Annotated in this window: 23 protein-coding genes, 1 tRNA gene and 1 pseudogene; 22 read left to right on the plus strand and 3 right to left on the minus strand. The window is 42.2% G+C overall.

From position 1 onward, the window contains the following. Together ERX27_RS06460 and acsA are read right to left on the minus strand one after the other, a co-directional pair. A partial coding sequence (locus tag ERX27_RS06460; protein ID WP_165983082.1) for a transposase occupies nucleotides 1-132 on the minus strand: 132 nt, incomplete at its 3' end. Nucleotides 133-217: 85 nt separating this feature from the next. Then, nucleotides 218-1,930: an acetate--CoA ligase gene (gene acsA / locus ERX27_RS06465; protein WP_133432021.1), complete on the minus strand. Its 1,713-nt coding sequence runs from the start codon at nucleotides 1,928-1,930 to the stop codon at nucleotides 218-220. A 101-nt stretch (nucleotides 1,931-2,031) separates the two neighbouring features. On the opposite strand from acsA, the gene ERX27_RS06470 reads away from it, so the two are divergent. The 14 genes from ERX27_RS06470 (at nucleotide 2,032) to ERX27_RS06535 (ending at nucleotide 15,694) form a co-directional block, all read left to right on the plus strand. After that, a complete protein-coding gene (locus ERX27_RS06470) occupies nucleotides 2,032-2,664 on the plus strand; it encodes a GNAT family N-acetyltransferase (protein ID WP_133432022.1) in 633 nt (210 codons plus the stop codon). A gap of 10 nt (nucleotides 2,665-2,674) precedes the next feature. Continuing rightward, nucleotides 2,675-3,310, plus strand: a complete 636-nt coding sequence (locus ERX27_RS06475) for a CBS and ACT domain-containing protein (protein ID WP_133432023.1) — start codon at nucleotides 2,675-2,677, stop codon at nucleotides 3,308-3,310. Beyond that, nucleotides 3,307-4,446, plus strand: a complete 1,140-nt coding sequence (locus ERX27_RS06480; RefSeq protein ID WP_133432024.1) for an acetoin utilization protein AcuC — start codon at nucleotides 3,307-3,309, stop codon at nucleotides 4,444-4,446. Before ERX27_RS06475 ends, ERX27_RS06480 begins: the two co-directional genes overlap by 4 nt. A 105-nt stretch (nucleotides 4,447-4,551) precedes the next feature. Next, a tRNA-Leu gene (locus tag ERX27_RS06485) sits at nucleotides 4,552-4,634 on the plus strand. A gap of 240 nt (nucleotides 4,635-4,874) precedes the next feature. Continuing rightward, complete coding sequence (gene abc-f, locus ERX27_RS06490) at nucleotides 4,875-6,458, plus strand: ribosomal protection-like ABC-F family protein (RefSeq protein WP_165983109.1); 1,584 nt, start codon at nucleotides 4,875-4,877, stop codon at nucleotides 6,456-6,458. Between the two features lie 152 nt (nucleotides 6,459-6,610). Beyond that, the gene (locus tag ERX27_RS06495) at nucleotides 6,611-9,451 is read left to right on the plus strand and encodes a YhgE/Pip domain-containing protein (RefSeq protein WP_133432026.1); all 2,841 of its coding nucleotides are present in this window, start codon (nucleotides 6,611-6,613) and stop codon (nucleotides 9,449-9,451) included. A 94-nt stretch (nucleotides 9,452-9,545) separates the two neighbouring features. Next, a complete protein-coding gene (locus tag ERX27_RS06500; protein WP_165983110.1) occupies nucleotides 9,546-10,073 on the plus strand; it encodes a tyrosine-type recombinase/integrase in 528 nt (175 codons plus the stop codon). An 11-nt stretch (nucleotides 10,074-10,084) separates the two neighbouring features. After that, nucleotides 10,085-12,430 carry a hydrogen gas-evolving membrane-bound hydrogenase subunit E gene (gene mbhE, locus ERX27_RS06505; protein ID WP_133432028.1) on the plus strand — a complete coding sequence of 782 codons (2,346 nt, stop codon included), beginning with the start codon at nucleotides 10,085-10,087 and terminating at the stop codon, nucleotides 12,428-12,430. Then, on the plus strand, nucleotides 12,417-12,842 hold the full coding sequence (locus ERX27_RS06510) for an MnhB domain-containing protein (RefSeq protein WP_133432029.1): 426 nt from the start codon (nucleotides 12,417-12,419) through the stop codon (nucleotides 12,840-12,842). Before mbhE ends, ERX27_RS06510 begins: the two co-directional genes overlap by 14 nt. Next, nucleotides 12,839-13,168 carry a Na(+)/H(+) antiporter subunit C gene (locus tag ERX27_RS06515; RefSeq protein ID WP_133432030.1) on the plus strand — a complete coding sequence of 110 codons (330 nt, stop codon included), beginning with the start codon at nucleotides 12,839-12,841 and terminating at the stop codon, nucleotides 13,166-13,168. Before ERX27_RS06510 ends, ERX27_RS06515 begins: the two co-directional genes overlap by 4 nt. Then, nucleotides 13,161-14,606 (plus strand): proton-conducting transporter transmembrane domain-containing protein, encoded by a 1,446-nt coding sequence (locus tag ERX27_RS06520; RefSeq protein WP_165983111.1) that lies wholly within the window; start codon nucleotides 13,161-13,163, stop codon nucleotides 14,604-14,606. Before ERX27_RS06515 ends, ERX27_RS06520 begins: the two co-directional genes overlap by 8 nt. Beyond that, nucleotides 14,606-15,091 (plus strand): Na+/H+ antiporter subunit E, encoded by a 486-nt coding sequence (locus tag ERX27_RS06525; protein WP_133432032.1) that lies wholly within the window; start codon nucleotides 14,606-14,608, stop codon nucleotides 15,089-15,091. The genes ERX27_RS06520 and ERX27_RS06525 overlap by 1 nt, the downstream gene beginning before the upstream one ends. After that, nucleotides 15,088-15,372: a Na(+)/H(+) antiporter subunit F1 gene (locus ERX27_RS06530; protein ID WP_133432033.1), complete on the plus strand. Its 285-nt coding sequence runs from the start codon at nucleotides 15,088-15,090 to the stop codon at nucleotides 15,370-15,372. Before ERX27_RS06525 ends, ERX27_RS06530 begins: the two co-directional genes overlap by 4 nt. Next, nucleotides 15,350-15,694: a Na+/H+ antiporter subunit G gene (locus ERX27_RS06535; RefSeq protein ID WP_133432034.1), complete on the plus strand. Its 345-nt coding sequence runs from the start codon at nucleotides 15,350-15,352 to the stop codon at nucleotides 15,692-15,694. The genes ERX27_RS06530 and ERX27_RS06535 overlap by 23 nt, the downstream gene beginning before the upstream one ends. Before the next feature lie 34 nt (nucleotides 15,695-15,728). Here ERX27_RS06535 and nagA read toward each other — a convergent pair whose 3' ends face one another. Continuing rightward, a complete protein-coding gene (gene nagA, locus ERX27_RS06540; protein WP_133432035.1) occupies nucleotides 15,729-16,868 on the minus strand; it encodes an N-acetylglucosamine-6-phosphate deacetylase in 1,140 nt (379 codons plus the stop codon). Nucleotides 16,869-16,988: 120 nt separating this feature from the next. Between nagA and nagE the strand changes: the two genes are divergently transcribed. From nagE to ERX27_RS06580, 8 genes and pseudogenes are all read left to right on the plus strand, one after another. Further along, a complete protein-coding gene (gene nagE, locus ERX27_RS06545) occupies nucleotides 16,989-18,437 on the plus strand; it encodes an N-acetylglucosamine-specific PTS transporter subunit IIBC (RefSeq protein ID WP_133432036.1) in 1,449 nt (482 codons plus the stop codon). 496 nt (nucleotides 18,438-18,933) lie between these two features. After that, nucleotides 18,934-19,209: a 30S ribosomal protein S16 gene (rpsP, locus tag ERX27_RS06550; protein WP_133429287.1), complete on the plus strand. Its 276-nt coding sequence runs from the start codon at nucleotides 18,934-18,936 to the stop codon at nucleotides 19,207-19,209. 5 nt (nucleotides 19,210-19,214) lie between these two features. Beyond that, a complete protein-coding gene (locus ERX27_RS06555) occupies nucleotides 19,215-19,442 on the plus strand; it encodes a KH domain-containing protein (protein WP_133432037.1) in 228 nt (75 codons plus the stop codon). Between the two features lie 42 nt (nucleotides 19,443-19,484). After that, nucleotides 19,485-19,985 carry a ribosome maturation factor RimM gene (rimM, locus tag ERX27_RS06560; RefSeq protein ID WP_133432038.1) on the plus strand — a complete coding sequence of 167 codons (501 nt, stop codon included), beginning with the start codon at nucleotides 19,485-19,487 and terminating at the stop codon, nucleotides 19,983-19,985. Beyond that, entirely contained in the window at nucleotides 19,982-20,707 is a 726-nt protein-coding gene (gene trmD, locus ERX27_RS06565) for a tRNA (guanosine(37)-N1)-methyltransferase TrmD (protein ID WP_133432039.1), read from the plus strand. Before rimM ends, trmD begins: the two co-directional genes overlap by 4 nt. A 139-nt stretch (nucleotides 20,708-20,846) precedes the next feature. Continuing rightward, nucleotides 20,847-21,194 carry a 50S ribosomal protein L19 gene (rplS, locus tag ERX27_RS06570; RefSeq protein ID WP_133432040.1) on the plus strand — a complete coding sequence of 116 codons (348 nt, stop codon included), beginning with the start codon at nucleotides 20,847-20,849 and terminating at the stop codon, nucleotides 21,192-21,194. 1,024 nt (nucleotides 21,195-22,218) lie between these two features. Then, entirely contained in the window at nucleotides 22,219-23,874 is a 1,656-nt protein-coding gene (locus ERX27_RS06575) for an ABC transporter ATP-binding protein (protein WP_481817044.1), read from the plus strand. Then, a pseudogene (locus ERX27_RS06580) lies at nucleotides 23,859-25,688 on the plus strand (ABC transporter ATP-binding protein); the annotation flags it as partial. The gene ERX27_RS06575 and the pseudogene ERX27_RS06580, both read left to right, overlap by 16 nt. Nucleotides 25,689-25,692: the final 4 nt, after the last annotated feature.

Genomic DNA, 25,692 nt, shown 5'->3' on the forward strand with positions numbered 1-25,692 from the left:
GATCCATTTCCCTAATGCCGAAGGCGTCAGGTCATACTCACGTACAATTTCATTTCTAGGTTTACCATTCTCATAAAGTTTGACCATCTGTAATTTGAATTCTGGACTGAAACTTCTTCTTTCACGTAACATAAATAAATCGCCTACTTTCTTAGATTAACAATATCTATTCACATAGAAATTGTCCAACTAAGTGTAGACGATTCAGAACTATGACCTAGTCTTCCATCGTACTTAAATCGCCTGTCGGTAGATTTAGTTCCCATGCTTTCAGCACGCGGCGCATAATTTTACCGGAACGGGTTTTAGGCAGTTTATCTTTAAACTCGATTTCTCTAGGTGCCGCATGAGCTGCAAGACCATTTTTAACGAAGACGCGTATCTCTTCTTTCAATTCATCGCTTGGTTCATATCCTTCACGCAGAGCAATGAATGCCTTAATAATCTCGCCGCGAATCGGATCCGGTTTACCGATAACGCCTGCTTCTGCGACTGCCGGGTGTTCGACAAGTTTAGACTCCACTTCGAAGGGACCGACACGTTCACCCGCTGTCATGATGACATCATCGACGCGCCCCTGGAACCAGAAGTAACCGTCCTCATCCATATAAGCGGAATCACCTGAAACATACCAGTCACCCGGCAGGAAATAAGATTCACATTTTGCTTTGTTGTTCCAGATAGTCCGCATCATAGATGGCCAGCCTTTTTTCATGGCCAGGTTCCCCATACGGTTCGGTGGCAGCATATTACCGTCGTTATCGACAATTGCTGCTTCGATGCCTGGCAGGGGTTTACCCATCGAGCCTGATTTAATAGGCATGCTTGGGAAATTGACAATCATATGAGCGCCAGTTTCCGTCATCCACCATGTGTCATGAATGCGTTTGCCGAATACTTTATAGCCCCATTTAATCACTTCTGGATTCAGAGGTTCGCCGACAGATAAAATATGACGAAGATGCGTGAGGTTATAATTTTTAATCATCTCATCGCCGGCACCCATCAGCATACGAAAAGCAGTTGGTGCCGAATACCAGATGGTCACTTTAAATTCTTCAAGAGTCTGATACCAGCCCTCCGGGGAGAAGCGTCCGCCAGCTATAACATTCGTTGCGCCGTGCAGCCATGGTGCAAAGACACCATAACTTGTACCTGTGACCCAGCCTGGATCGGCTGTACACCAGTAAATATCGTCTTCCTTTAAATCGAGCACGAAATAGCCTGAAATATAGTGCTGAAGCATGGCGTTCTGAACATGGAGAACCCCTTTAGGCTGCCCCGTTGAGCCTGACGTGTAATGCAGAATAAGGCCGTCCTCACGGTCCAGCCATTCTATGTCAAATGTCTCGTCCGCTTCCTGGTATAATGCATTGAAGTCGATATAATCTGCACTGACATCTTCATCTACTATGAAGATATGCTTGAGGTGGGGCAGTTCATCAACTGGAATACGTTCAACAAGACTGTTAGTCGTTACAATAACGCTTGCTTCACTATTTTCGAGGCGGTCTTTAACTGCTTTTTCCATGAATGCTTCAAATAAAGGCCCTACAATGGCCCCTGTCTTTAGAGCCCCTAATAACACGAAATAAAGTTCAGGTGAGCGGGGCATAAAGATGAATACACGATTTCCTTTTTTGACATCAGCCGCTTTTTTGAGTACATTCGCAGCTTTATTGGAATTTAATTTCATATCACTGAATGTGTACTGCTCATGCCGTTCTTTATCTTTATAATAAAGTGCGACCTTGTCCCCTTTGCCAAGATCGACATGCCGGTCAATACATTCATACGCCATATTCACTAGACCTGTCTCATGCCACGAAAAAGCTTTCTCTACTTCTGTCCAATCAAAATTTGCATAGGTCTGGTCATAGTCAGATAGATGATACTGGCCGTGCTCTACTTCATAGATTTCACTTTTCATCATTACATCCCCTTTGTATGCGTTTTCATATGTACATTTTTATTATATAATAAACATAAGTAAATTTTCAAAATAATTTGAATCTTAAGAGGGAGAATCATATGAATCACACCAAAACTTATTACAGGCGTGATGTTCAATATCAAGCGCGGACTTTTGTTATTGAAGGTCCAGTGTCAGGTGATGAGTTATCCCACTATTCGTTTGATGACGGTCTCAGTGCCTTTAGACGACCGGCGGAACAATTTGCAGCAATTAAAGAAATAGCGGATCTGCCGGAAGGTCGTATCATCATCTGCAGAGATCATTCTCAAATCATTGCCTACGTGACTTTTCTTTATCCGGATCCTTTAGAGCGATGGAGCGAAGGGAATCTGCCTTTTCTGATGGAACTCGGCGCTATAGAGGTTGCGCTTCCATATAGAAGTCTTGGAATAGGTAAGGAGATGCTGAAGCTTGCGATGCTGGATGACCAGATGGAGGATTACATCATCATCACGACTGAATATTATTGGCACTGGGATCTGAAAAATAGCGGGCTCAGTGTCTTTGAATATAAAGACGTCATGAGAAAAATGATGGAGGCTGGTGGGATGGAAGTCTTTGCAACGAATGACCCTGAAATCACCAGTCATCCTGCTAACAGTCTGATGGCACGCATCGGTAGCAGAATTAACAATGAGCAGATTGATCAGTTTGATAAAATCCGGTTTATAAACCGATTCTTTTTTTAGGGGTGAAGCTATGTTAGTAGAACGAATCATGACTAGTCCATGTATCACTATCAATGAAGAACGAACAATTGATGAAGCCATCAAATTGATGCGCGAGGAAGATATCAGACATTTGCCTGTTGTCGATGAGCTTTTAAGAGTAAAGGGGATTATCACCGACCGGGATGTCAATCTCGCTCTCCCGTCGATATTAGGTGAAACAGAAGTAAAGTTAGACGCGCCTGTCGCTGATATTATGAATCGTGATGTTATGACCTGCCATCCGCTAGATTTTGTTGAAGACATCGCTATCGATTTCCATGAGCTTTCAATCGGCTCTATCCCAGTTGTCAAAAAAGGCCGCTGTATCGGAATTGTCACACAGAAGGATATGCTGAATACATTTCTTGAGCTGACGGGCGTTATGACACCAGGTTCTGCTGTTGAAGTGGCAGTACCTGATGTGCCAGGCATTATGCACGAAGTCACAAAAGTATTTTATGTACATCACACCAGCATCGAGAGTATTCTGGTCTATCGGGATAAAGAAAACCCAGGACAGAAGCTGGTGCTGATCCGTATGCAGTCCATGAATCCGCGTCCCATTATTGATGCACTGAATGAAGCAGGATTTACTGTGCGTACCCCTCTGGACATGCGCTTATGAGCCGATATGTCTATACAGAAGAACTGCTTAAATACCGTTTTTCAGATCAGCATCCTTTTAATCAGATGAGACTTGTTCTGACCACTGATCTGTTGAAAAAATTGGGGGTCCTGTATGATGATGAAATCGTTGCCGGAAGAAAGGCCACGGATGAAGAACTGGCACTCGTTCATCATGCTGGTTATATCGATGCGGTGAAGGCCGCTTCAAAAAACGAACTGCCAGCTGATAAATGTGAAAGTCATGGACTGAATACAAATGATACACCAAGTTTCCCTGATATGCATGACAGTGCAGCGTGGCTCGTAGGGAGTACTTTGACAGCCTGTGACGTCGTGATGACAGGTGTTGACCAGACAGCCTGCAATATAGGCGGCGGTCTCCATCACGGGTTTCAGGGTAGAGCATCCGGATTCTGCATCTATAACGACAGTGCAGTTGCCATCCAGTATATGATAAAGAAATACGGAGCACGTGTTCTTTATATTGATACCGATGCGCATCACGGTGATGGTGTTCAGTTTACATTCTATCATACAGATGATGTCTTCACATATTCCATTCATGAGACCGGTCGCTATTTATTTCCTGGTACTGGTCATTATAATGAAAGAGGTGAAGGGGAAGGCTATTTATACAGCATGAATCTGCCCGTCGACGCTTACACAGAAGATGATTCTTTTCTCGAGTGTTTTAAGGGAAGTCTGGAGACAGCCTGTGCTTTTTTCAAGCCTGATGTCATCTTAAGTCAGAACGGGGCGGACGCACACTTTTTAGACCCGCTGACGCATCTACATTGTACGATGCGGATATTTGAGGAAATTCCGCGTTTCGTCAAATATCTTGCGAATACATACTGTAGTGGCAGATGGATTGCTGTCGGCGGCGGTGGCTATAATATCTTTCAAGTTGCGCCGCTTGCCTGGAGCCAAGTATGGCTGGCGATGAAAGGATTACCGGCACCAGCTGGCGCTCTGCCGGTGCACTGGATCACTAAGTGGCAGAAAGAAACAGAGCTAGAGCTGCCGAAGTCATGGCATGATGATCTGAAATCATATCAGGAGATACCCCGTCGTTCAGAGATCACTGAAAAGAATCAGCTGATGTTGAAACGAGTGCTTCAGCATTATATTTAGAGGACTGAAGGACAGCGCCGAGCAAAATTTACAAATTTAATATAAGTTTTACACAAAGACTTTTCTTTTTTTAAATTACTGTTATAATTAATTTATTGCTTTAGAGCGGTCGTGGCGGAATGGCAGACGCGCTAGCTTCAGGCGCTAGTGCCCGCAAGGGCGTGGAGGTTCAACTCCTCTCGGCCGCATACTGGAACTTCTGATCAGTCAGAAGTTCTTTTTTTATTTGCTAAATTATAGGTGTATAGTAAAATGTAACCAATATATTAAAGGAGGCATCTACATAGATGATTATTCGATAATATGCTAAACATATCATGTGAAATGTTATCGGGATAAATCTGTCTATTTTTAAATGCCCTGGCGGGTCTCTTTTTGCCGATTTCTCTCACATGATAAGTGAGGATTTTTTTATGGGGAGAGATTCGATGAAAACAATTGTTAAGCAGTTAAAAGTAGAAGATAAAGTACTATGTGAACAGGTTCATTTTACAGTTTCTGAAGGAGAGCATATCGCGCTTATTGGCCATAACGGTGTCGGCAAATCAACGCTACTTTATCAACTAAGAGACGATTATGATGCCGTTATTCTGGAACAGGAGACGATGTCAGATGATGTCGTCATGGATTACATTCTCAGCGTCCGTCCTGACATTTATGCAGTGAAGCAGAGAATAGTAGATGATTATGAGGCCATCAGTGACTATATTGAACTCAGTGGATACGAACTGGAAAACACGGTTATAACTTATATTAAAAAGTTCGGCATGGCGGAGTCACTGATAGAAAGAGCTGTGAATACATTGTCAGGCGGAGAACAGACTAAAGTTTCATTAATTCGGCTATTGGTCAGTGGCAAAGACTGGTTTCTCTTCGATGAGCCGACCAATCATATTGATCAGGAGACAAAAGCCTGGCTTATAGACTGGATGCAGGAGGCCGGGCAGACGATTCTTTTTGCCTCTCATGACCGGGATTTCATTAATCAGACTGCAACAAAGATCATAGAGATGACAGCGGATAGAACATACACATATCAGATGAATTACGATGATTATGCAGTAGAAAAAGAACGGCAGGACCGGGAGAATGCGGCACTGATTCAAAAAGAAAATAAAGAAAAACAGAAAATGCGACGCATGATTCAGGAGATGAAAGAATGGCATCACGAGGCAAGTGCTAAAGCGAGTGTCAGGAACCCGGGAGAACAGAAGAAAGTTGCTAAAATAGCGAAGCGTTATAAAACAAAGGAACATCAGCTGGAGCAGAAGCTAACTGGCTTCACGGCGCAGCGCGACAAACAGCCTCGTACAGAATATGACTTGAAACATAGTGGTTTCAGAGGAAGATACTTAGTTCAGGCAGAGAATATCTCACTTAAGTTTGGAGAAAAAGTGCTTTTCACTGATGTCTCCTTCCAGATTAAGCCGGGTGATAAGATAGCCTTGACCGGTAAAAATGGCAGTGGTAAAACGAGCCTGCTTAAACTTTTACTGAATGAGCTGGAGCCAGACACAGGTTCTCTTCAGCTGAATCCGAATGTGAAGATCGGTTACTTTTCTCAGCAGCTGGAAAATTTAAATGATGCCAATACAGTGCTTGAAGAAGTGCAGTCTCTCAATATCGCTTCAGCTAGTGAGGTACGTACGATTCTCGCTTCATTCAGATTCGGCGCAGACCGTATGGATGATCAAGTTGCTTATCTGTCGATGGGAGAAAAATGTCGTCTGTCATTTATTAAGCTGTATTTCTCAGAAGCGAACCTGTTATTGCTGGATGAACCGACCAACTATTTCGACATAGAAATGCAGGGACTGATTGAAGCGATGCTGCAAAAATTTGAAGGTGCCATACTTTTTATCAGTCATGATCCTTACTTCTGCGAGGCAGTCAGCACGAGACAATGGAAAATAGAACAACAATCTTTGATTGATCTCAATCTAGTGGGAGAAAAGGCAGAAAATGAAGAACTATTAAACAACTTCTATAAACTTGATGATATTTTAGAATAATAACATTTTTATCATTTAGGGCTACATATAACTGATAAAATCTTTTTTAACTAATAACAAGTTATATTGATATAAATTTAAGTGTATTATTTCCTTGAAAATGATGCGTCAATGAAGTAGAATAGTAGAATCGAAAAAACGGGAGGACTACTATGAAAAAGATCTTCAGCTTATTTATTAAGGATGTTCAGCATGCGCTTAAAACGCCTATGGTACTCATCGTCATACTTGGACTGTGTATTCTCCCATCATTTTATGCATGGTTCAATTTAAAATCCTCATGGGATCCTTATTCCAATACAAAAGGCATAAAAGTGGCAGTTGTCAATTTTGATGAGGGCGCGACTGTTCAAGGTAAACACGTCAATGTCGGCAAATCGCTTGTCAAAGAACTGAAGACAAATGATCAGTTCGGCTGGGTCTTTGTCGATTCCCTTAAAGATGCGAAACAAGGTGTAAGACTAGGGAAATACTATGCCATGATTCATATTCCGGAACACTTCTCGGAAGATATGACAAGTATTTTCGATAAAAAGCCAAAACGAGCGCATATCGATTATCAGGTCAATCAGAAAATCAATGCCATCGCACCTAAGATGACGACAGCGGGCGCGACAGCTATCACAAAGACTTTAAACGATAAGTTTGTTGAAGCGGCGACTCAGGCTTTCCTTAAAGAAAGTAATTCGCTTGGTATCGATTTAGAGAAGAAACTGCCGCTATATCACAAGATTGAAAATGCTGTGTTTCAGGCTGAAGCCGCCATCCCCAAGATGGAAAAGTTCAGTGCTGCAGTGCAGAAAATAGATGCACATCAAGGTGATATCAATCAATATGCAGAAGAATTCTATGCACTTGAATCCTATAAAGACGAAATTAACAGTGGAGCCGCTAAACTGATCAAAGCCAATCAGCATGCCGGAGAAATCAATGAAGCGGGTCAGATGATTGTGGGTCTTAACAGTAAGATGAGCAATATAGAGGCTGCACTGAATAAGGCACAGCAGTTCGAGGAACGTTTTCCGGAGATCAATGCGGCTGTCGCTAAAGGGATAGATGCCACTAACAAAGCAAGTGAAGTTCTTTCAACCGCGCAGAACAGAATGCCTCAAGTCCACGCTCGGTTAAACCAGGCACAGGACGCGACAAGTAAAGCGGATACTAAAGTAGAATCAGCTGAAGAAAAAGTATCATCTGAGGAAGTAGATACTGAAGAAAAGGTGACTACAGAAGGCAGTTCAACACAGGAAAATCAAACAACGTCATCCGAACAAAAAATAGAGATTCCAGATTCTACTGAAGCGGTAACGACTGAATCAGTGACGACTGAATTGCCAAGTACAGAAGCCAAAAAGACAGCGACCATGCAGACGGTTGCTAAAACCAAGGATGAACCACTGACACAATCCGATCTGGAACCTGCTAAACAGGCACTGAGTGAAGCGCTGCAGGCAATGGCCGGCCTAGTAAAAGATAATGCAGCGGCTCAGAAGGATACGCTTAGTGCCTTGAAAGACCACCAGCCTTCTAAAGATAATATGAAGGTGATTGCACAGAATATTGGACAGACGATTCAGCTTCAGAAAGAAGTCGCAGACGTACTCCAACAGTCATCGATTGATACGAGTCAAATAGAAGAAGCACTCAATAATAGCAACAATGCCCTGGCAGTCGTGCAAAAACAGCTGGAAAACGGTCAGATCGATGCGTCCAGCACCAGTCGTGCTGAAGAAGCACTAAGTGTCATTCAAAATATGGATATGCAGTCTATTTTATTACAAGGACTTGAAACAATAGATTCAGGACTTGATACAGCAGCAATGAAACTCAGAGACGCAGAGCAATTTGCAAACAAAGTCGACGGCATCCTGACGGAAGCTCAGCAGGTGACTTCTGCAGCAAACGAAAGACTGGTGACGATAAACAATGAACTGCCTGCACTAGAAGAACGCTTCAAGGAAGTCAATGCGAATGTGCAGTCTAATTTTCCTGCATTCAAAGCACGAGTTGCAGAAGCAAGTCAGTTTGTACAGAATGAACTGCCTGGTGTGCTGAACGATTTAAGTCGCATCAGTCATTTTGCCCAGAATGATCTGCCAGGCGTCATGTCTAAATACGATGAGACCGCAGATCTTCTGCGTAACAATTTGCCAGGAGCAGAAAAAGGGATTCATGATTTAGCTGAGTTTTCACGCAATGACTTACCAGGCATCGAAAAAGATATCAAAAAAGCTGCAGATAAGTTCAGAGAACTAGACAAAAAAGATGTCATGAATAAACTGATCAAACTATTACGTAATGATCTTCAGGGGGAAGCGGATTATTTTTCTGATCCGATACAGTTAGACGAAAAGCAGATGTTCCCGATTCCGAATTATGGTTCTGCCAGTGCGCCTTTCTATACAGCACTTGCACTCTGGGTAGGTGCCTTATTATCAAGCAATCTGTTGACGACAGAACTGAAAGACCAGTCGCTTAAGGGCACCTATTCACTTAGAGAACTGTTTGCCGGACGACTGCTCTTATTCCTGAGTATCGGTATCATACAGTCTGTAATCGTCGTCATCGGTAATTTCTTTATACTGGATGCCTATGCTAAACATCCTGTCATGAATCTGTTGTTTGCCGTACTGGTCTCTATCGTCTTTACATCCATTGTCTACACGATGGTCAGTTTACTGGGTAACGTCGGTAAGGCACTGGCCATTATTTTGATGGTGCTCCAGATTTCTGGTGGAGGTGGTACGTTCCCGGTACAAGTGACGCCACATTTCTTTCAGATGATTCATCCGTTCCTGCCGTTTACGTATGCGGTTGATCTCCTGCGAGAAGCTGTAGGTGGAATCGTGCCGGAACTGGTGACACTCAACATCAGCAGACTGCTTATATTTTTCACTGGCATTCTGGCCATTGGATATGGTCTTAAACCAAAATTCGAGCCGATCAAAAATCGCATGATCAAAACTTCAGAAGAAAGCACAATTGTCGAATAGAGCATCCTCGGATGCTCTATTTTTTTATGAGCATGTTGATGGAATGTTTCTTAAATATAATATATTATAAATGTGTAACTTCAAGGAGGTTAGTATGCATAAAGTTGATCCGATAAAAGACATAGAAGTGATTAAACAGATTGAAACCCATTTAAAAGAAAGAAGTTTAACCTATTATTTTATATTTAAGATAGGAATCAACGCACCTCTTAAAACAGAGGAGCTCGTTCAATTGACTGTTTCATCCGTTCAGTCGCCAGTTTTTCTTGAGATGAATGGGTTTAAGATTTTGCTGTCGGAGGCGCTTGTACATGAGCTGAATGATTATATCGCTGACCATCAGCTCGCGCCGGAAGATTGTCTTTTCTGCTCAAAACGGACAGGAAAACCTTATACGCGTCAGCATCTGCACCGCGTATTAGCTGAAACAGCAGAAGCATTAAACTTAGACTGCCATATTGGTGCGCAGTCGTTGAAAAAAACATTTGCTTATCATGCTTATCAGCAGGGAATGGAACTTACATACTTACAGCATCTGCTAGGTCATCAGTCTAAAAAAATGACTCTCAGTTTTATTGATGTCCCACCTGAAACAGTCTGTTTAATACAATTAAATTTATAAGGAAGTGAATTATGCTCATCTTATTTCTGTTATTTGGACTCGTCATGATGGGTCTTACTTTATTCCATTATTCGTTGACTCGTCGAATTCCTTTAGGTGTTACGGTTCTTTTTTATCCGCTGGTGGGCGCAGTTATCAGTCTTTATGCGCTCGTCACTAAACAGACCCTCAGTCAGACGATTCCGTGGATTCCCGCTTTTGATATTAATTTTTCCTTCAGACTTGACGCTTTAAGCCTCATCTTTTTTGCGCTTATTTCATTTATAGGCGTGCTTGTTGTCATTTATTCTATTTTCTATCTCTCATCACGTGAGAACCTGCCTAAGTTTTATAGCTATTTACTGCTCTTCATGATTGCGATGTACGGTGTTGTTTTGTCCTCAAATACAATCGTTCTTTACTTGTTCTGGGAGCTGACTAGTATATCCTCTTTCCTGTTGATCAGTTTCTGGAATAAAAAGTCAGCTGCCCTTCAAGGCGCGCTTAAGTCATTTCTTATCACTGTCTTTGGCGGCATGATGATGCTGCTTGGTTTTATCGCACTTTATGTTATAACGGGGACAAATGACATAGTCGCTATAGCCGAATTAATGAAAGGCACCGATAAAAATGTGCTTTATTATTTTGCGCTTGCTTCTATATTACTGGGTGCATTAACTAAATCTGCACAGTTCCCGTTCCATATCTGGCTGCCGGATGCTATGGAAGCGCCGACACCTGTCAGTGCATTTCTCCACTCCGCGACAATGGTTAAAGCAGGTATTTATCTATTGCTTAGAATGATGCCGGTTTTCAGCGGGGATCCGATTTTTCAGTGGATACTGGTGATTGACGGTTTGATCACCATGCTTGTCGGCAGTCTTTTTGCGGTCCGTCAATCAGACTTAAAAGGGCTGCTTGCTTATTCAACTATCAGTCAGCTGGGCATGATTGTGACTTTGATCGGACTCGCTGCATTTGACGGTATGAACCCAAATTATCAGCCTTTTATTGTCATGGCACTTATTGCAGCACTGCTTCATATTATCACACACGGTATATTTAAAGCGGCGCTCTTTATGGGGGCAGGTATAGTCGATCATGCGGCGCATACGCGTGACATGAATCAATTAGGCGGCTTAAGAAAAGCCCTGCCTGTCACTTTTATCGTGATGACGATTGCAGCACTTTCTATGGCAGGGATACCATTTCTGAACGGCTTTTTAACGAAAGAGATGTTCCTGACTGCTTTAGTAGATCTCAGAGAACTGAATATAAATGGTGTATTCTGGCTGATTGCAGCTGGGGTCATCGCAAGTGTCGGTACTTTTGTTTACAGTCTGATTGCGATTGCACGTACATTCTTCGGCCAGCAGACAATTGAAATTGAAAAGGGTGAGTCTAAAGGCATTCTGATATCGCCGACGATTTTAGCTGTTCTGGTTATTTTGTTGTTCTTTATACCGAATGTACTACTTGTGTATATGATTGAACCTGCATTATCTGTCATACTCGACTTTAATCCAGGCACTTATATGAAGCCGATTCATGCATGGCATGGATTTAATTTACCTTTGATGCTGACGATTGTGATTATTATAAGCGGCTTGGTTATTGTTCTTACTGGTGTCTACCGTAAACTGTTTCCTAAATATAAAGAGATGCCTCTAAACAAAGTATATAGAAAGACGTTGCATGGCCTGGACGTTGTCAGCCATCAAATGATTCGCCGGATTATGACTGATCGTCTCAACCATTATCTGATGTTTTTATTCGGGGTTGTACTGGTATTGATATTGCCTGTCACCTTAAAAGTACTGTTCGATGTTTATCCGGCTTTTGAACTGACCGAAGCAGGCATCTATCCGGTTATTTTATTACTGGTTATCAGTGTCGCTTGTTTAGCGCTGCTGCAGGTGAAGTCCAGAATGACAGCGACCATCTTGACGGGTGTCGTCGGTTACGGGACGTCTCTGATCTATGTGCTCATGTACGCGCCTGACCTTGCACTGACACAGTTTGTGATAGAGACCATTACAACTGTCCTCTTTTTGAGCTGTTTCTACCATCTGCCTAATCTCGAAAAAGAAAATAAGAGTCGGCTCAATCGAACTGTCAGCTTAACCATTGCATTCAGTATGGCGATTCTCATGATGACGATGATGGTCATTTCTCAGTCTGCTGAAAGCTTTGAATCTATTTCAGAGTTTTATGAACAGGCTTATGAATTAGCGGGCGGTAAAAATATAGTCAACGCCATTCTTGGAGACTTCCGCGCGTTTGATACGTTACTAGAGGGAATTGTTCTTTTAATTACGGGTCTAGGGATTTATGCATTAGTTAGAAAGAGAGGAGAGGTCAAACATGAGAGAAAATGATGTACTGCTGGTGACGATTTCTAAAGTCGTTATTGTCATCATTTTGACGTTCGGATTTTATATCTTCTTCAGTGGTCATAACGGACCAGGTGGGGGATTTATCGGAGGTCTTGTCTTTACTTCTGCCTTCATTCTGATGTTTCTCGCTTTTGATGCTGAGAAAATACGTCAGTCATTACCTTTTGACTTCAGATATCTTATAGTGGGGGGAAGTGTGATATCCTTATCAACTTTGTTTCTGCCGCTTTTTCTTGGTGATGAATGGCTGACACAATATGATGAATATTATCAGCTTCCTGGAGTCGGTGAAATTCACTTTACGACGGTAACTGTCTTCGAATTTGGGATATTACTGACAGTACTCGGCGTCGTGATGACAATATTATTAACGATTAGTGGTGATCAAAAATGAATTTAGTGATGATACTCATGACAGGTATTCTTACCTTTACAGGTGTTTATCTCGTGCTGTCAAAGAACCTGATTCGGATTGTTCTGGGTACGAGCATTCTAAGTCATGCCTCAAATATCTTCCTGCTTTCGATGAGCCAGGCAGGTAAAAATGTACCGATCATAGGAAATGGTGAAGAGTATGTAGATGCAGTTCCGCAGGCTCTTATTCTGACTGCCATTGTCATCAGTTTTGCGATTACCGCATTTCTGCTAGTCATCGTATACCGGACTTATCGGCATACCAATCATAACCATATTGATGCGTTAGGAGGTCATGATGAATAACTTGATATTACTGCCTCTTTTAATTCCACTTTTAGCCGGTTTAGTGACTGTGCTCTATAAGCCTTATCGACGTGAAATCACCATAATAGCAAGTGCTGTAGCAGGTGTTATAGCGTTGACGCTGTCTTTTCATGCTGTTAACGAAATGATGGTCATCAATTTTGGTGGCTGGCAGTCGCCTTATGGTATTCAGTTTGCGGGTGATTTTATCAGTCTGTCACTCTCAGGCATCAGTCTTATTCTGACTTCGCTTATTCTGATGTACGGCTTACATCGGCCGGAATATGAAAATGATAAACTGCCGTTTATTCTTTTCCTGCTCGTGGGCGTCAATGGGTCATTTCTTACCGCTGATATCTTCAATTTGTTCGTGCAATTTGAAGTGATGCTGCTTGCATCGTTTGTCCTTATGGCGATTGGTAATCGGGCTGCGCAGTTTAAGGCGAGTATTCCATATATCGTCATCAATATTATTGGTTCATGGATTTTCCTCGCTGCTATAGCGATGACCTATCGATTGTATGGCACATTAAACTATGCACATCTATCCATCCGAGTGCAGGATCATGGCATGTCTGATCATGCGATTTTGATTGCACTGCTTTACCTGCTTGTTTTCGCCTTAAAGTCAGCGCTTATTCTGTTTATGTGGCTGCCGAAATCTTATGCGGTTCTGTCGACTGAGAACTCTGCTATATTCAGTGCGTTGCTGACGAAAGTCGGTGTCTACGCGATGATCAGATTCTTCACCGTTATTTTTTCTGTTCATGCTGCTGTCACCCACGAAGTGTTATTAGTCGGCAGTATTCTGACGATGATCATCGGTTCAATAGGTGTACTTGCCTATAGAAGCATCAAATATATGATCTGTTATCAGATCATATTGTCAATCGGCATTATCTTATTTGGTCTTTCGACTCATACAGACGCGGGACTACAGGGTGCGCTGCTTTATCTGATGAATGATATGTTGATCAAGGGATTGTTGTTCCTGGTTGCAGGTATTATTATACGTGACCTTCACATCAGTACGGTCCACGCTCATCATGGTGCCATCAAACAGTATCCGCTGCTTGGTACTATTTTTCTGTTAGTGACGCTGACGATAGGAGGCGTTCCGCCGTTTGGTGGATTTGCAGGCAAGTTACTGATAATCGAAGGCGGACTGCACGATAGATCATACATCGGCACAATCGTGATGATTATAGCGAGTCTTATTGCACTCTATACTCTGATTAGAATGTTCCTTAAAGTCTTCTTCGGGGAAGTCGATAAAATGAGGGCAAATGACATTCCTAAACATCAGTATGGCGTCATGGTGGTTATTCTCATCTTGTCACTCTGCATTACCTTGTTTGCTCAGCCGATTATCGATATGCTGAGTCACTTCGATGTAGATCAGTATAACCAGTTTCTAATTAAAGGAGGTGAGAAATAGTGGCACAGTTTCTGCTTAATATTCTGATTGCTATATTATGGACGTTATTTGGAGACCAGGATCGCTTTTATTTCTCAACTTTCTTTAAAGGCTATCTTATTGGACTTATTATTGTCTGGCTGATTCATCAGTTCTTCGGAGGTAAGTTCTATCTCTACAAGATTTGGGCTCTTTTCAAGCTGTTCATGGTCTTCAACTATGAGCTGCTGACTTCCAGTCTGTCAACAAGTCGTTATATTCTCTTTAAGTCGTCTGAGGTAAATCCTGGGGTGGTACAATATCAGACAAAACTCACGACTGACTGGCAGATCACAGTTCTGACGATGCTGATTATTCTGACTCCGGGTTCTGTTGTGCTGAGAATTTCTGATGATAACAGCACACTGTTTATCCATGCCTTAAATCAAACGGAAAAGGAAAATAAAAAATTACTGAGTTCTATTAAAAACTATGAAGCATTGATAAAGGAGGTCATTTATTCATGAGTGTGATCATCATAAAAGTGGCATTAATTATTTATGGTGCTGCGATGTGTCTGGCATTATTTCGGCTTCTGAAGGGACCTTCGCTGCCAGATAGAGTCGTAGCGTTTGATACGATTGGTGTCATCACGATGTCTTCTGTTGCCATCATTGGTGTACTGTATGAAACACAAGTCTATCTAGAAGCGGTTCTTATTATCGGCGTCCTGGCTTTCATCAGCACGATAGCGACTTCACGGTTTATAGAAAGGGGCGTTATCTTTGAACGTAAACGACATAAGTAACCTTATTGCGGCCTTTGTTATTCTGCTCGGCAGCATCATGACGTTGATCAGTACAATCGGAATTGTGAAGTTCAAGGATGTTTATACGCGGAGCCATGCTGCAACAAAAAGTTCGACATTAGGTGTCCTGCTTACTCTTTCAGGCGTGTTCATCTACTTCTGGGTCAATGATCATTATTTCAGCGTACGGATTATTTTAGGTATCGTCTTTCTTTATATCACCAGTCCAGTGGCCGGTCACCTCATTACGCGTGCCGCCTTTAATTCTGGTGTCGAGATGTATACGAAAGAAAAAGGTAAAAAAGGAAAACGACTCAACTAAAAAGACATACAGAGCAGCTGCTCTGTATGTCTTTTTAGTGTCTATAGCCATTTTTAATGGTCATCTGGACATGACAGTCGTCATCCAGAATGACGAGGTCTGCATCACTTCCAGGGGCGATACTGCCTTTTTGGTCTGCTATGCCTAGTGCCTTAGCCTGGTTAAAACTCGTAACAGGCCAGAGTTCTGCTAAAGGACGTCCTGTGTACTCTTTCAAAAGCCGAAGTCCATCATTCATCTTGAGTATACTGCCAGCTAGTGTGCCATCACTAAGACGCGCTGTCTGATTTTTGACGATAACATCCTGTCCGCCAAGATCATAGGTGCCCTCAGACATTCCTTTTGCCCGCATAGCATCCGTGATGAGGTAAAAACGCTCACGTCCTTTCATACGATAGGCAATCGCCACAGAAGCGGGATGAGAATGCACGCCGTCGACAATCACTTCAGCAGATAACTGGTCGTTCAGCCAGGCGGCACCGAATGCACCTGGGGCACGGTGCTGAAAAGGAGTCGCAGCATTATAAAGATGGGTGATATGCTTCGCACCGAGGTCTGCTGCCTGGTTCAGCTGATCAAAATCAGCTGTTGTATGCCCGATAGAAAAAATGATATCATCTTTGAAATGCTGCAGGACTTCCTCTGCGCCAATGACTTCTGGTGCAAAAGTCATCACTTTGATCAGACCATTTGCTTTGTCCTGCAGGTCATTGATGGCTTGGATAGTCGGTTTTTGAACATAAGCTGGATTCTGGGCGCCTACTTTATCAGGAGAGATAAACGGACCTTCTAGATGGATGCCCAGCATCTCGGCATCTTCAGGCAGCTGTTTAGAGTGGTACGATTGAAGTGTTTCAAGCGCTGTCATAATAGCATCACGTGACTGTGTCATTGTCGTTGCCAGGTAACTGGTTGTACCTTCAGAGAGCAGAGACTTGGATAAGTGATGAAGACCAAGTGCATTGGCATCCATGAAATCTTCGCCGTACCCCCCGTGTATATGAATATCAATGAAGCCTGGGAGGACATGTTTGTATTCTAGATCGATTGTCTCAAGAGGACCTGAATAGGGGCCTTCCTGAACAGATTTAATATGACTTTCTTCTATTATAATATGGCCCTCTACCGTACCGTTTTCTGTATGAATCGTGCCATTCATCAGCACATAACTCATGGGATCACTTCCTTATTAGAATGGTTACATTATAGCATAAATAGACGCTTGCTTTAGTCTATGAAAACGGTTAAAGTAATTAAGTGAAAAGTTTAACAAACTATAAAGGAGAATCAAAATATGTTAGGTTTCTTACAAAAACTGGGACGTTCATTAATGCTCCCAGTTGCAATACTACCGGCAGCGGCAATTATTATTGGTATTGCCAATACAATGATTGCTATTCAGGAAAAGCCGAATGCAGTGTCTTCATTTATTCTGAATGCAGGTGTGAGTATATTAGGTCTAATGGGCGTCCTGTTTGCTGTAGGAACAGCTCTTGGCATGGCGAAAAAGAATGACGGAGCGGTGGCGCTTGCTGCTGTTGTTGGATTTTTCATGGTATCAACTATTCTCAAACCTGTAAATGTAGCACTTTATCTAGGAATTGATGTCGCTAAAGTGAATCCGGGTTTCGAAAAACTTGATAATTCAAATGTCTTTGTTGGTATTTTAGTCGGATTGATTGCAGCATATATGTACAATCGATTTTCTGAAACAGAACTTCCTATGGCGCTATCGTTTTTCAGTGGTAAGCGTCTTGTACCGATTATGACTGCGTTCGCTAGTATGCTACTCGCATTTATACTGCTGTTTATCTGGCCTATTGTCTTCAGTGGTCTTGTTAATTTTGGTGAGATGATTTTAGGACTTGGCCCAGTGGGTGCGGGGCTTTACGGATTTTTTAACCGACTGCTGATACCTGTAGGTCTTCACCATGCCTTGAACTCTGTATTCTGGTTTGATGTCGCAAATGTCAATGACATCATCAACTTCCAGAAAGGGCACGGAACTGAAGGTATTACCGGTCGCTATATGGCTGGTTTCTTCCCGGTTATGATGTTCGGTATGCCGGCTGCTGCACTCGCGATGTATCATACAGCGAAGACAGATCAGAAAAAACGTGTTGCGGGCCTACTACTCGCAGGTTCAGTCTCTGCGTTCTTTGTTGGTATTACAGAGCCCATTGAATTTGCATTTATGTTTGTCGCACCTGTTCTATTTGTCATTCATGCAGTACTGACTGGTCTTTCGATGTTCATCGCGGCTTCATTCCAGTGGACAGCAGGATTTTCTTTCAGTGCTGGCTTGATTGACTTCATACTTTCATTACTGAATCCAATGGCGCATCAGCCAATGATGCTGATGATACAGGGCGTCGTATTCTTTGTTCTTTATTATGTCATTTTCAGAGCAGCTATTCAGTTCTTTGATTTAAAGACGTTAGGGCGTGAAGATAATGTTACTGAAAGTATGAGTGAAGAAGTTGCTGCTGGAGAAGGTAAATATTCAGCAATGGCACATCATATCATCGATGGATTAGGGGGAGAGGACAATATCGTCACTCTGACGAACTGTGCCACTCGTCTTCGATTGGAAGTAAAGGATAATTCAGTGATCGATGATGATAAAATTAAACAGGCAGGTGCAGTAGGGGTCGCTAAAAGTGGGCGCACACAAGCTCAAGTGATTATCGGCACACATGTTCAGCAAGTAGCTGATGAAGTAGAACGACAATTAGAATATTAAGACGAATCTATCCAGGCGAGTACTGGATAGATTTTTTGTTATGAGCGGTATCTGGCGTTTATCGCTGGTAATGTGGTGGAATCGCTTGAATACACAGAGTTACCGTTGATATTTGCTGTTTATCGCTGGTAATGTGGTGGAATCGCTTGATTACACAGAGTTACCGTTGATATTTGCTTTTTATCGCTGGTAGTATGGTGGAATTGCTTGAATACACAGAGTTACCGTTGATATTTGCTGTTTATCGCTGGTAGTATGGTGGAATTGCTTGAATACACAGAGTTACCGTTGATATTTGCTGTTTAACACTGGTAACTTGAAGGAATTGATTATTTGCATGAAATTACGAGCGATATTTGGTGTTTATCGCTCATAACGCCAGACACCATTCAAGCCTCAAAAAAAATTCAAACTGTAAAGAAAAAATACTTTACAGTAATTTTGTTATCTGTTATAGTAAGTACTTGAGAAAAGAACTAAAGGAGAGAATTAAATTATGGCAGTTAAAATTCGTTTAACACGTATGGGTTCTAAAAGAAACCCTTTCTACCGTATCGTTGTAGCTGACGCTCGTGCGCCACGTGACGGTCGTATCATCGAAGCAATCGGAACTTACAATCCAGTTGCTAAACCAGCAGCAGAAATCAAAGTTGACGAAGAGTTAGCTTTAAAATGGTTAGCTGATGGTGCGAAACCAACTGATACAGTACGTAATATCTTGTCTACACAAGGTATCATGGAGAAATTCCATAACCAAAAAATCGCGAAGTAATAGCGATGGAACAATTATTACAAACGATTATTGAGCCACTCGTTGATTTTCCGGAAGATATTCATATATCTAAAGAAGAACATCATTCAAGTGTCACTTATCATATAAGCGTCAACAAAGAAGATACTGGCAAAGTCATCGGTAAGCAAGGTCGTCTGATTAAGGCGATTCGTACGCTGACGATGGCGGGCCAGCACGAGTCAGGTAAAAAAGTGTTTGTAGAAATTGATTAAGGGGTGCCTGTTGGTGCCCTTTTTTTATTAGGAGGCGATCTAATGTCAGTCAATGTAGGTAAGATTGTGAATATGCATGGTATTAAAGGTGAGGTGCGTGTGCTGTCTGCTTCAGACTTTACACAGGAGCGTTTCAAACCGGGCAATGAAATCATCATTAAGCAGAATAATGAGGAAACAACTGTTAAGATTAAAAGTTACCGTACGCATAAGAACTTCCATTTACTGCAGTTTGAAGGGCTGGAGAACATTAATTTTGTCGAGAAGTTTAAAGGTGCCGATATATTTCAGGACATCGATGAGATAGAGATTCCACTCGCAGAAAATGAGTTCTACTACCATGATATTATCGGCTGTACAGTCTTTAATGCAGATGAACCGATCGGCCGAGTGATTGATATCTTTGAAACAGGTGCGAATGATGTCTGGGTCGTGAAAGGTAACAAGGAATATCTGATTCCCTATATCGAGGATGTCGTGAAAAAAGTAGATGTCGCGAATAAAACAATTATAATAGAAGCAATGGATGGACTGTTATCGTGAGAATTGACTATCTGACACTCTTCCCTGAGATGTTTGAGACCCTCAATCATTCCATTATGAAGCGTTCTCAGGATAAGGGGATTGTCTCTCTTAATCCGGTGAATTTCCGTGAGTTTTCGAATAATAAGCATAATCAGGTGGATGACTACCCGTACGGTGGCGGGCAGGGTATGGTGCTGAAACCGGAACCTGTCTTCAGTGCGATCGAGTCGCTTGAAGTGTCCGATCAAACGCGTATTATATTAATGTGTCCGCAAGGTGCACGTTTTGATCAGGCGAAAGCAGAAGAACTGGCTCATGCAGAGCATCTGATATTTATCTGCGGTCACTACGAGGGATATGATGAACGGATTCGGACGGAGCTGGTGACCGACGAGATTTCGCTCGGGGATTTTGTCCTGACTGGTGGTGAGCTTGCTGCGATGACGATGACAGATGCGATTGTACGTCTGATTCCTGATGTGCTTGGAAACGAAGTCTCTCACGAAGATGATTCATTTTCTTCCGGTCTACTGGAGCATCCGCAGTACACTCGCCCTGCAGACTTTAAGGGAATGCAGGTACCTGATGTGCTGCTCAGTGGTAACCACAAGCTGATAGAAGAATGGCGGCATCAGGAAAGTCTGAAACGGACATTTGAAAGACGACCGGATCTTTTAGAAAGTTATCCACTGACACAAGCGGATATTCAGTATTTACAGACGCTCGGCTACCAGGAATAAAATTAATTTATAAACTGTCAAGATTTTTTCTTGTCAGAAGCGTTCAATTGTGATAATATTCTATGAGTGTGAAAACACATAATCACTATGGTCCGCTGAAATTATTATTTTAAGAACATAGGAAGAAGGAGAAGGAAAAATGAACAACAAATTAATCGATGCAATTACTAAAGAACAACTCCGTACTGACATCCCGGCATTCCGCCCTGGTGATACTTTAAAAGTACACGTACGTATCGTTGAGGGAACTCGCGAACGTATCCAGGTCTTTGAAGGTGTTGTAATCAAACGTCGTGGTGGCGGTATCTCTGAGACTTTCACGGTTCGTAAGATTTCTTACGGTGTGGGTGTAGAACGTACTTTCCCAGTACACACTCCAAAAATCGAGAAAATCGAAGTATTACGTCGTGGTAAAGTACGTCGTGCGAAACTTTACTACTTACGTAGCTTACGTGGTAAAGCTGCTCGTATTAGAGAAATTCGCTAATAAAAGCGTGAAGCATCCTGAGTATTCAGGGTGCTTTTTTTATTGTCTACTGTAAATTCTTATTTTTAGATATATTGTAAATTATTGACTTTGATAAAAATGCTTATTAGAATGAATTAGAAAAGAAGTGCATAGTGATGGGATTTTATTATCTGATAATATTACTAATAGGCGTTACTAGTTTAGTTTTAGGTCTGAGAAGCCAGTCTTTAAACCAAAAAGTAATTTTAGTTGTTGCTGGTGTACTAACTATTACAGGATCTTTGTTGTTATTTCTGCCAGGCAGTTCTGAGATTTTAGCAATTTTATTTGATATTAAGAGTGCCTGAGTTCTTCAAGTGCTATTAACTTCTCATGTTTGACATGAGTCTGTTAATAGGGCTTTTTTTGTTATCCAACATTTCTACGAGTTTTGTTCATTGACTCAACCAGTCGTACGCTATATGATTTACCAAGTAATGAAAAAGAAATGTAAAGGAGTGAAAAAATGTTATATATTTTCAGATATTTAAAAGCCTTCATCATTCCACTTCTACTGGCGATTGTTTTTCTATTTGTACAGGCATTTAGTGATCTGAGTCTGCCGAACTATATGTCAGATATTGTTGATAACGGTATACAGCAGAATGGTGTGACGGATGAGGCACCAGAAGCCATCAGTCAGAATGGAATGAAGCTGATGCAGACCTTTATGACCGATAATCAGAAAGATAAGGTCAAAGCTTCTTATCAATTAGTCGACGCTGAACAGTACAAAGATACATATAAAAAAGCAGAAGGACAGTTTTATGTAAGACAGGATGTATCGAGTAGTGAGCTGAAAGATTTAAATAGTACGTTCCATAAATCAAGTCTTGGACTGTTCAATGCGCTCAGTGATGCTTCTAAGTCACAGAACAAAACAGCTCAACCGACTGAGAAAAAACTGGATGTGACTCAGCTCTACAAGATTCAGCCAGTTCTCGATCAGCTGCCTGAAACGAAAAAAGAAGCATATCGCAACCAGAAAGCAGATAATGATATCATGACGAAACAGCTCGGCGTTAGTCTGACTCAATCATTTTATAATGAACTGGGACTTGATATCACAAAAATTCAGACATCCTATATCATTAAGATGGGTCTTTTCATGTTAGGCATTGCGCTGATCGGTGGTATCGCGACGATTATGGTGAGCTTACTGTCATCTCGTATAGCAGCCGGCTTAACACGTAACTTGCGTCGTGATGTCTTTAAGAAAATTGAAAGTTTTTCATTTAAGGAGATAGACAATTTCTCAACCGCGTCATTAATTACCCGCTCTACAAATGACATGACGCAGATTCAGCAGTTCTTTATGATAGGAATCCGTATGATCTGTTATGCACCGATTATGGGGGCAGGCGGGGTCATTATGGCAATCAATAAATCAAACTCTATGAGCTGGATTATCGTGATTGCTGTGGTCATTTTGCTGATTTTTATCGGCATTATTATGGTGCTCGCCATTCCAAAGTTTAAAATCATTCAGAAACTGGTGGATAAGGTCAACCTCGTGTCACGTGAATTTTTAAGTGGCTTAATGGTTGTCCGTGCGTTTGGTACAGCGGAGTACGAGAAAAAACGTTTTAACGTCGCTAACAGAGATCTGACAGATACTAATTTATTTATCGGGCGGGTGATGTCACTCATGTCGCCTGTTATGACACTGATTATGAATGGTGTGTCGCTTGTGATTGTCTGGGTAGGGGCGCACCGTATTGCTGATGCTTCCATGCAGGTGGGTGATATGATGGCGTTCATCCAGTATACGACACAGATCATCATGGCTTTCCTGATGCTATCGTTCACGTTTATCCTGATTCCGCGTGCTGCTGTATCAGCTGGTCGGATCAAGGAAATACTGGAAACAGATTTATCAATAGAAGACCACCAGAATACGAAAGAATTTACAAATCAGAGTGGTCTTGTTGAATTCAAAAACGTCAGCTTTAAACATGACGGCGCGAAGGAATATGCGCTTAAAAATATCGATCTAGTGGCAAGACCAGGAGAGATGACTGCGATCATCGGTTCAACAGGCGCAGGGAAATCGACTCTGATTAACCTGCTGCTCAGATTCTATGACACAACGAACGGGGAAGTGCTGTTAGACGGCGTCAATATTAGAGATGTTAAACTAGAGAGCCTGCGGGACCGCGTTGCACTTGTGCCGCAAAAAGCAGCACTCCTAAAAGGGACTATCCGTTCTAATCTGCGGGTCGGTAAGGAAGACGCAACTGATGAAGAGATGCTTCTTGCCCTTGATATTGCTCAGGCGACTGAATTTATCTCACAGATGGACGGACTTGATACAGAAATCTCGCAGAACGGCAGTAACTTATCCGGTGGTCAGAAACAGCGTCTGGCTATTGCCCGTGCAGTATTGCGCGATGCTGAAGTTCTGGTATTTGATGACAGTTTCAGTGCACTGGATGCGAGAACAGAGAAACAGCTGAGACAGGCTCTTTTCAATCAGCAGAGAGGGAAGACGATTATCGTCATCGGCCAGCGTGTAACTTCTATCATGGGTGCTGAACAGATCATCGTTCTAGATAAAGGCGAAGTGGTCGGCAGAGGTACACATGAAGAATTACTTCGAACAAACAAGGAATATTTCGAGATTGCATCATCACAATTATCTGAGGAGGAGTTAGCATGAAACAGGATAAACCCAATAATATGAAACAAGCGCTCATGCGTCTCTTCAGGTATATCGCCACCTATCGTCTGATGATTCTCCTTGTTGTCATTTTAGCAATGGTGTCAACAGTCTTTATGATTTTTGGACCGAAGATTCTTGGTAACGGGATTGATGTCCTCTTTAAAGGGGTTATTGCACAGACAAATGGTACCGGCAGTATTGATTTTGGTGAAATAGAGCGTGTCTTACTCTTACTCACAGCATTTTATCTGGTCAGTGCACTCTTCAACTATCTGCAGGGATATGTTATGTCTGGTGTTACCGCCAAAATAACTTATTCTTTAAGAGAAGATATCAATAAAAAACTCCATCAACTGCCGCTCAAATATTATGATAAAACGTCACAAGGTGATGTCTTAAGTCGTATCACTAATGATATCGATACCATCAGTCAGACGTTAAATCAAAGTTTAGCGCAGATTATTACTTCCATCACGATGCTGATCGGTATCTCGATTATGATGTTCACCATCAGCTGGCAGCTGACTCTCGTCGCACTATTGACACTGCCACTGTCAATGATTGCAGTTGTCATGATTATGAAGAATTCACAGATTCATTTTAAGAACCAGCAGGAATCACTCGGGCTGGTCAATGGTCACGTTGAAGAAATGCTCAGCAATCATACAGTCATCAAAGCATTTAACCGCGAGACAGAATCCGGCAGAACATTTGAGGCATACAATGATACACTTTACAAGTCAGCCTGGAAAGCGAACTTCCTGTCCAGTCTGATCATGCCGATTACGATGTTTATCGGTAATATCACTTATGTCGTCATCTGTATACTCGGCGGCTACTTTACAGTAAAAGGCACGATGACTGTCGGCGGCATTCAGGCATTTATCCAGTATATCCGACAGTTCAATCAGCCGATCTCTCAGATTGCAAGTATCAGTAATACGCTGCAGCTGACAGCAGCTGCGACAGAACGAGTATTCGCAATTATTGATGAGCCAGAAGAAGTAAAAGATGATGTCCATGCATTATCGGTCGCAGATCATCGTCAAGACGTGAGTAGAGAACATGTTTATGTTGAAGGTTCAGTGGACTTTGAAGGCGTGAACTTCGGTTATAATGCAGATAAAACAATCATCAATCATTTTTCAACACACGTTAATCCTGGTCAGAAAGTCGCCATTGTCGGTCCGACAGGTGCCGGGAAATCAACTATCATCAAGCTTCTGATGCGTTTTTATGATGTGAACAGCGGTGCCATCAAAATAGATGGCATCAATATACAGGACTTTAAACGTGATGAACTACGTAAACTGTTCGGTATTGTGCTCCAGGATACATGGTTATTCAACGGGACGATTCGTGAAAATATCCGCTACGGTAAACTGGACGCTACAGTTGCAGAAGTAGAGCAGGCAGCACGTGATGCGCAGGTTGATCACTTCATCAGAACATGGCCGCATGCTTATGATATGGTCTTAAATGAGGAGACGAGCAACGTGTCACAAGGTCAGAAACAGTTACTGACCATCGCCCGTGCGATTCTATCAGATCCTAAGATTCTGATTCTCGACGAGGCAACCAGTAACGTCGATACACGAACAGAAGTCCTGATTCAAAAAGCGATGGATAAACTGATGGAAGGACGGACCAGCTTCGTTATTGCACACCGTCTATCTACAATCCGGAATGCTGACTTGATTCTTGTCATGAAGGACGGGGATATCATCGAGCAGGGTACACACGATGAACTATTGGAGCAGGACGGCTTTTACAAAGGATTATATGAAAGTCAGTTTGACGAGGCAGTATAAGAAA

Origin of the sequence: Macrococcus brunensis (assembly GCF_004359615.1) — a bacterium.
GTDB classification, from domain to species: Bacteria; Bacillota; Bacilli; order Staphylococcales; family Staphylococcaceae; genus Macrococcus; species Macrococcus brunensis.

Excerpts from the sequence above, each read along its gene's own strand:
- ERX27_RS06555 (WP_133432037.1), top strand. The coding sequence starts at position 19,215 with ATGGAACAATTATTACAAACGATTATTGAGCCACTCGTTGATTTTCCG.
- rplS (WP_133432040.1), top strand. The coding sequence starts at position 20,847 with ATGAACAACAAATTAATCGATGCAATTACTAAAGAACAACTCCGTACT.
- ERX27_RS06575 (WP_481817044.1), top strand. The coding sequence starts at position 22,219 with ATGACGAAACAGCTCGGCGTTAGTCTGACTCAATCATTTTATAATGAA.
- nagE (WP_133432036.1), top strand. The coding sequence starts at position 16,989 with ATGTTAGGTTTCTTACAAAAACTGGGACGTTCATTAATGCTCCCAGTT.
- rpsP (WP_133429287.1), top strand. The coding sequence starts at position 18,934 with ATGGCAGTTAAAATTCGTTTAACACGTATGGGTTCTAAAAGAAACCCT.
- abc-f (WP_165983109.1), top strand. The coding sequence starts at position 4,875 with ATGAAAACAATTGTTAAGCAGTTAAAAGTAGAAGATAAAGTACTATGT.
- ERX27_RS06475 (WP_133432023.1), top strand. The coding sequence starts at position 2,675 with ATGTTAGTAGAACGAATCATGACTAGTCCATGTATCACTATCAATGAA.
- nagA (WP_133432035.1), bottom strand. The coding sequence starts at position 16,868 with ATGAGTTATGTGCTGATGAATGGCACGATTCATACAGAAAACGGTACG.
- ERX27_RS06520 (WP_165983111.1), top strand. The coding sequence starts at position 13,161 with ATGAATAACTTGATATTACTGCCTCTTTTAATTCCACTTTTAGCCGGT.
- ERX27_RS06480 (WP_133432024.1), top strand. The coding sequence starts at position 3,307 with ATGAGCCGATATGTCTATACAGAAGAACTGCTTAAATACCGTTTTTCA.
- rimM (WP_133432038.1), top strand. The coding sequence starts at position 19,485 with ATGTCAGTCAATGTAGGTAAGATTGTGAATATGCATGGTATTAAAGGT.
- ERX27_RS06510 (WP_133432029.1), top strand. The coding sequence starts at position 12,417 with ATGAGAGAAAATGATGTACTGCTGGTGACGATTTCTAAAGTCGTTATT.
- ERX27_RS06500 (WP_165983110.1), top strand. The coding sequence starts at position 9,546 with ATGCATAAAGTTGATCCGATAAAAGACATAGAAGTGATTAAACAGATT.
- mbhE (WP_133432028.1), top strand. The coding sequence starts at position 10,085 with ATGCTCATCTTATTTCTGTTATTTGGACTCGTCATGATGGGTCTTACT.
- ERX27_RS06495 (WP_133432026.1), top strand. The coding sequence starts at position 6,611 with ATGAAAAAGATCTTCAGCTTATTTATTAAGGATGTTCAGCATGCGCTT.
- ERX27_RS06470 (WP_133432022.1), top strand. The coding sequence starts at position 2,032 with ATGAATCACACCAAAACTTATTACAGGCGTGATGTTCAATATCAAGCG.
- ERX27_RS06515 (WP_133432030.1), top strand. The coding sequence starts at position 12,839 with ATGAATTTAGTGATGATACTCATGACAGGTATTCTTACCTTTACAGGT.
- ERX27_RS06530 (WP_133432033.1), top strand. The coding sequence starts at position 15,088 with ATGAGTGTGATCATCATAAAAGTGGCATTAATTATTTATGGTGCTGCG.
- acsA (WP_133432021.1), bottom strand. The coding sequence starts at position 1,930 with ATGAAAAGTGAAATCTATGAAGTAGAGCACGGCCAGTATCATCTATCT.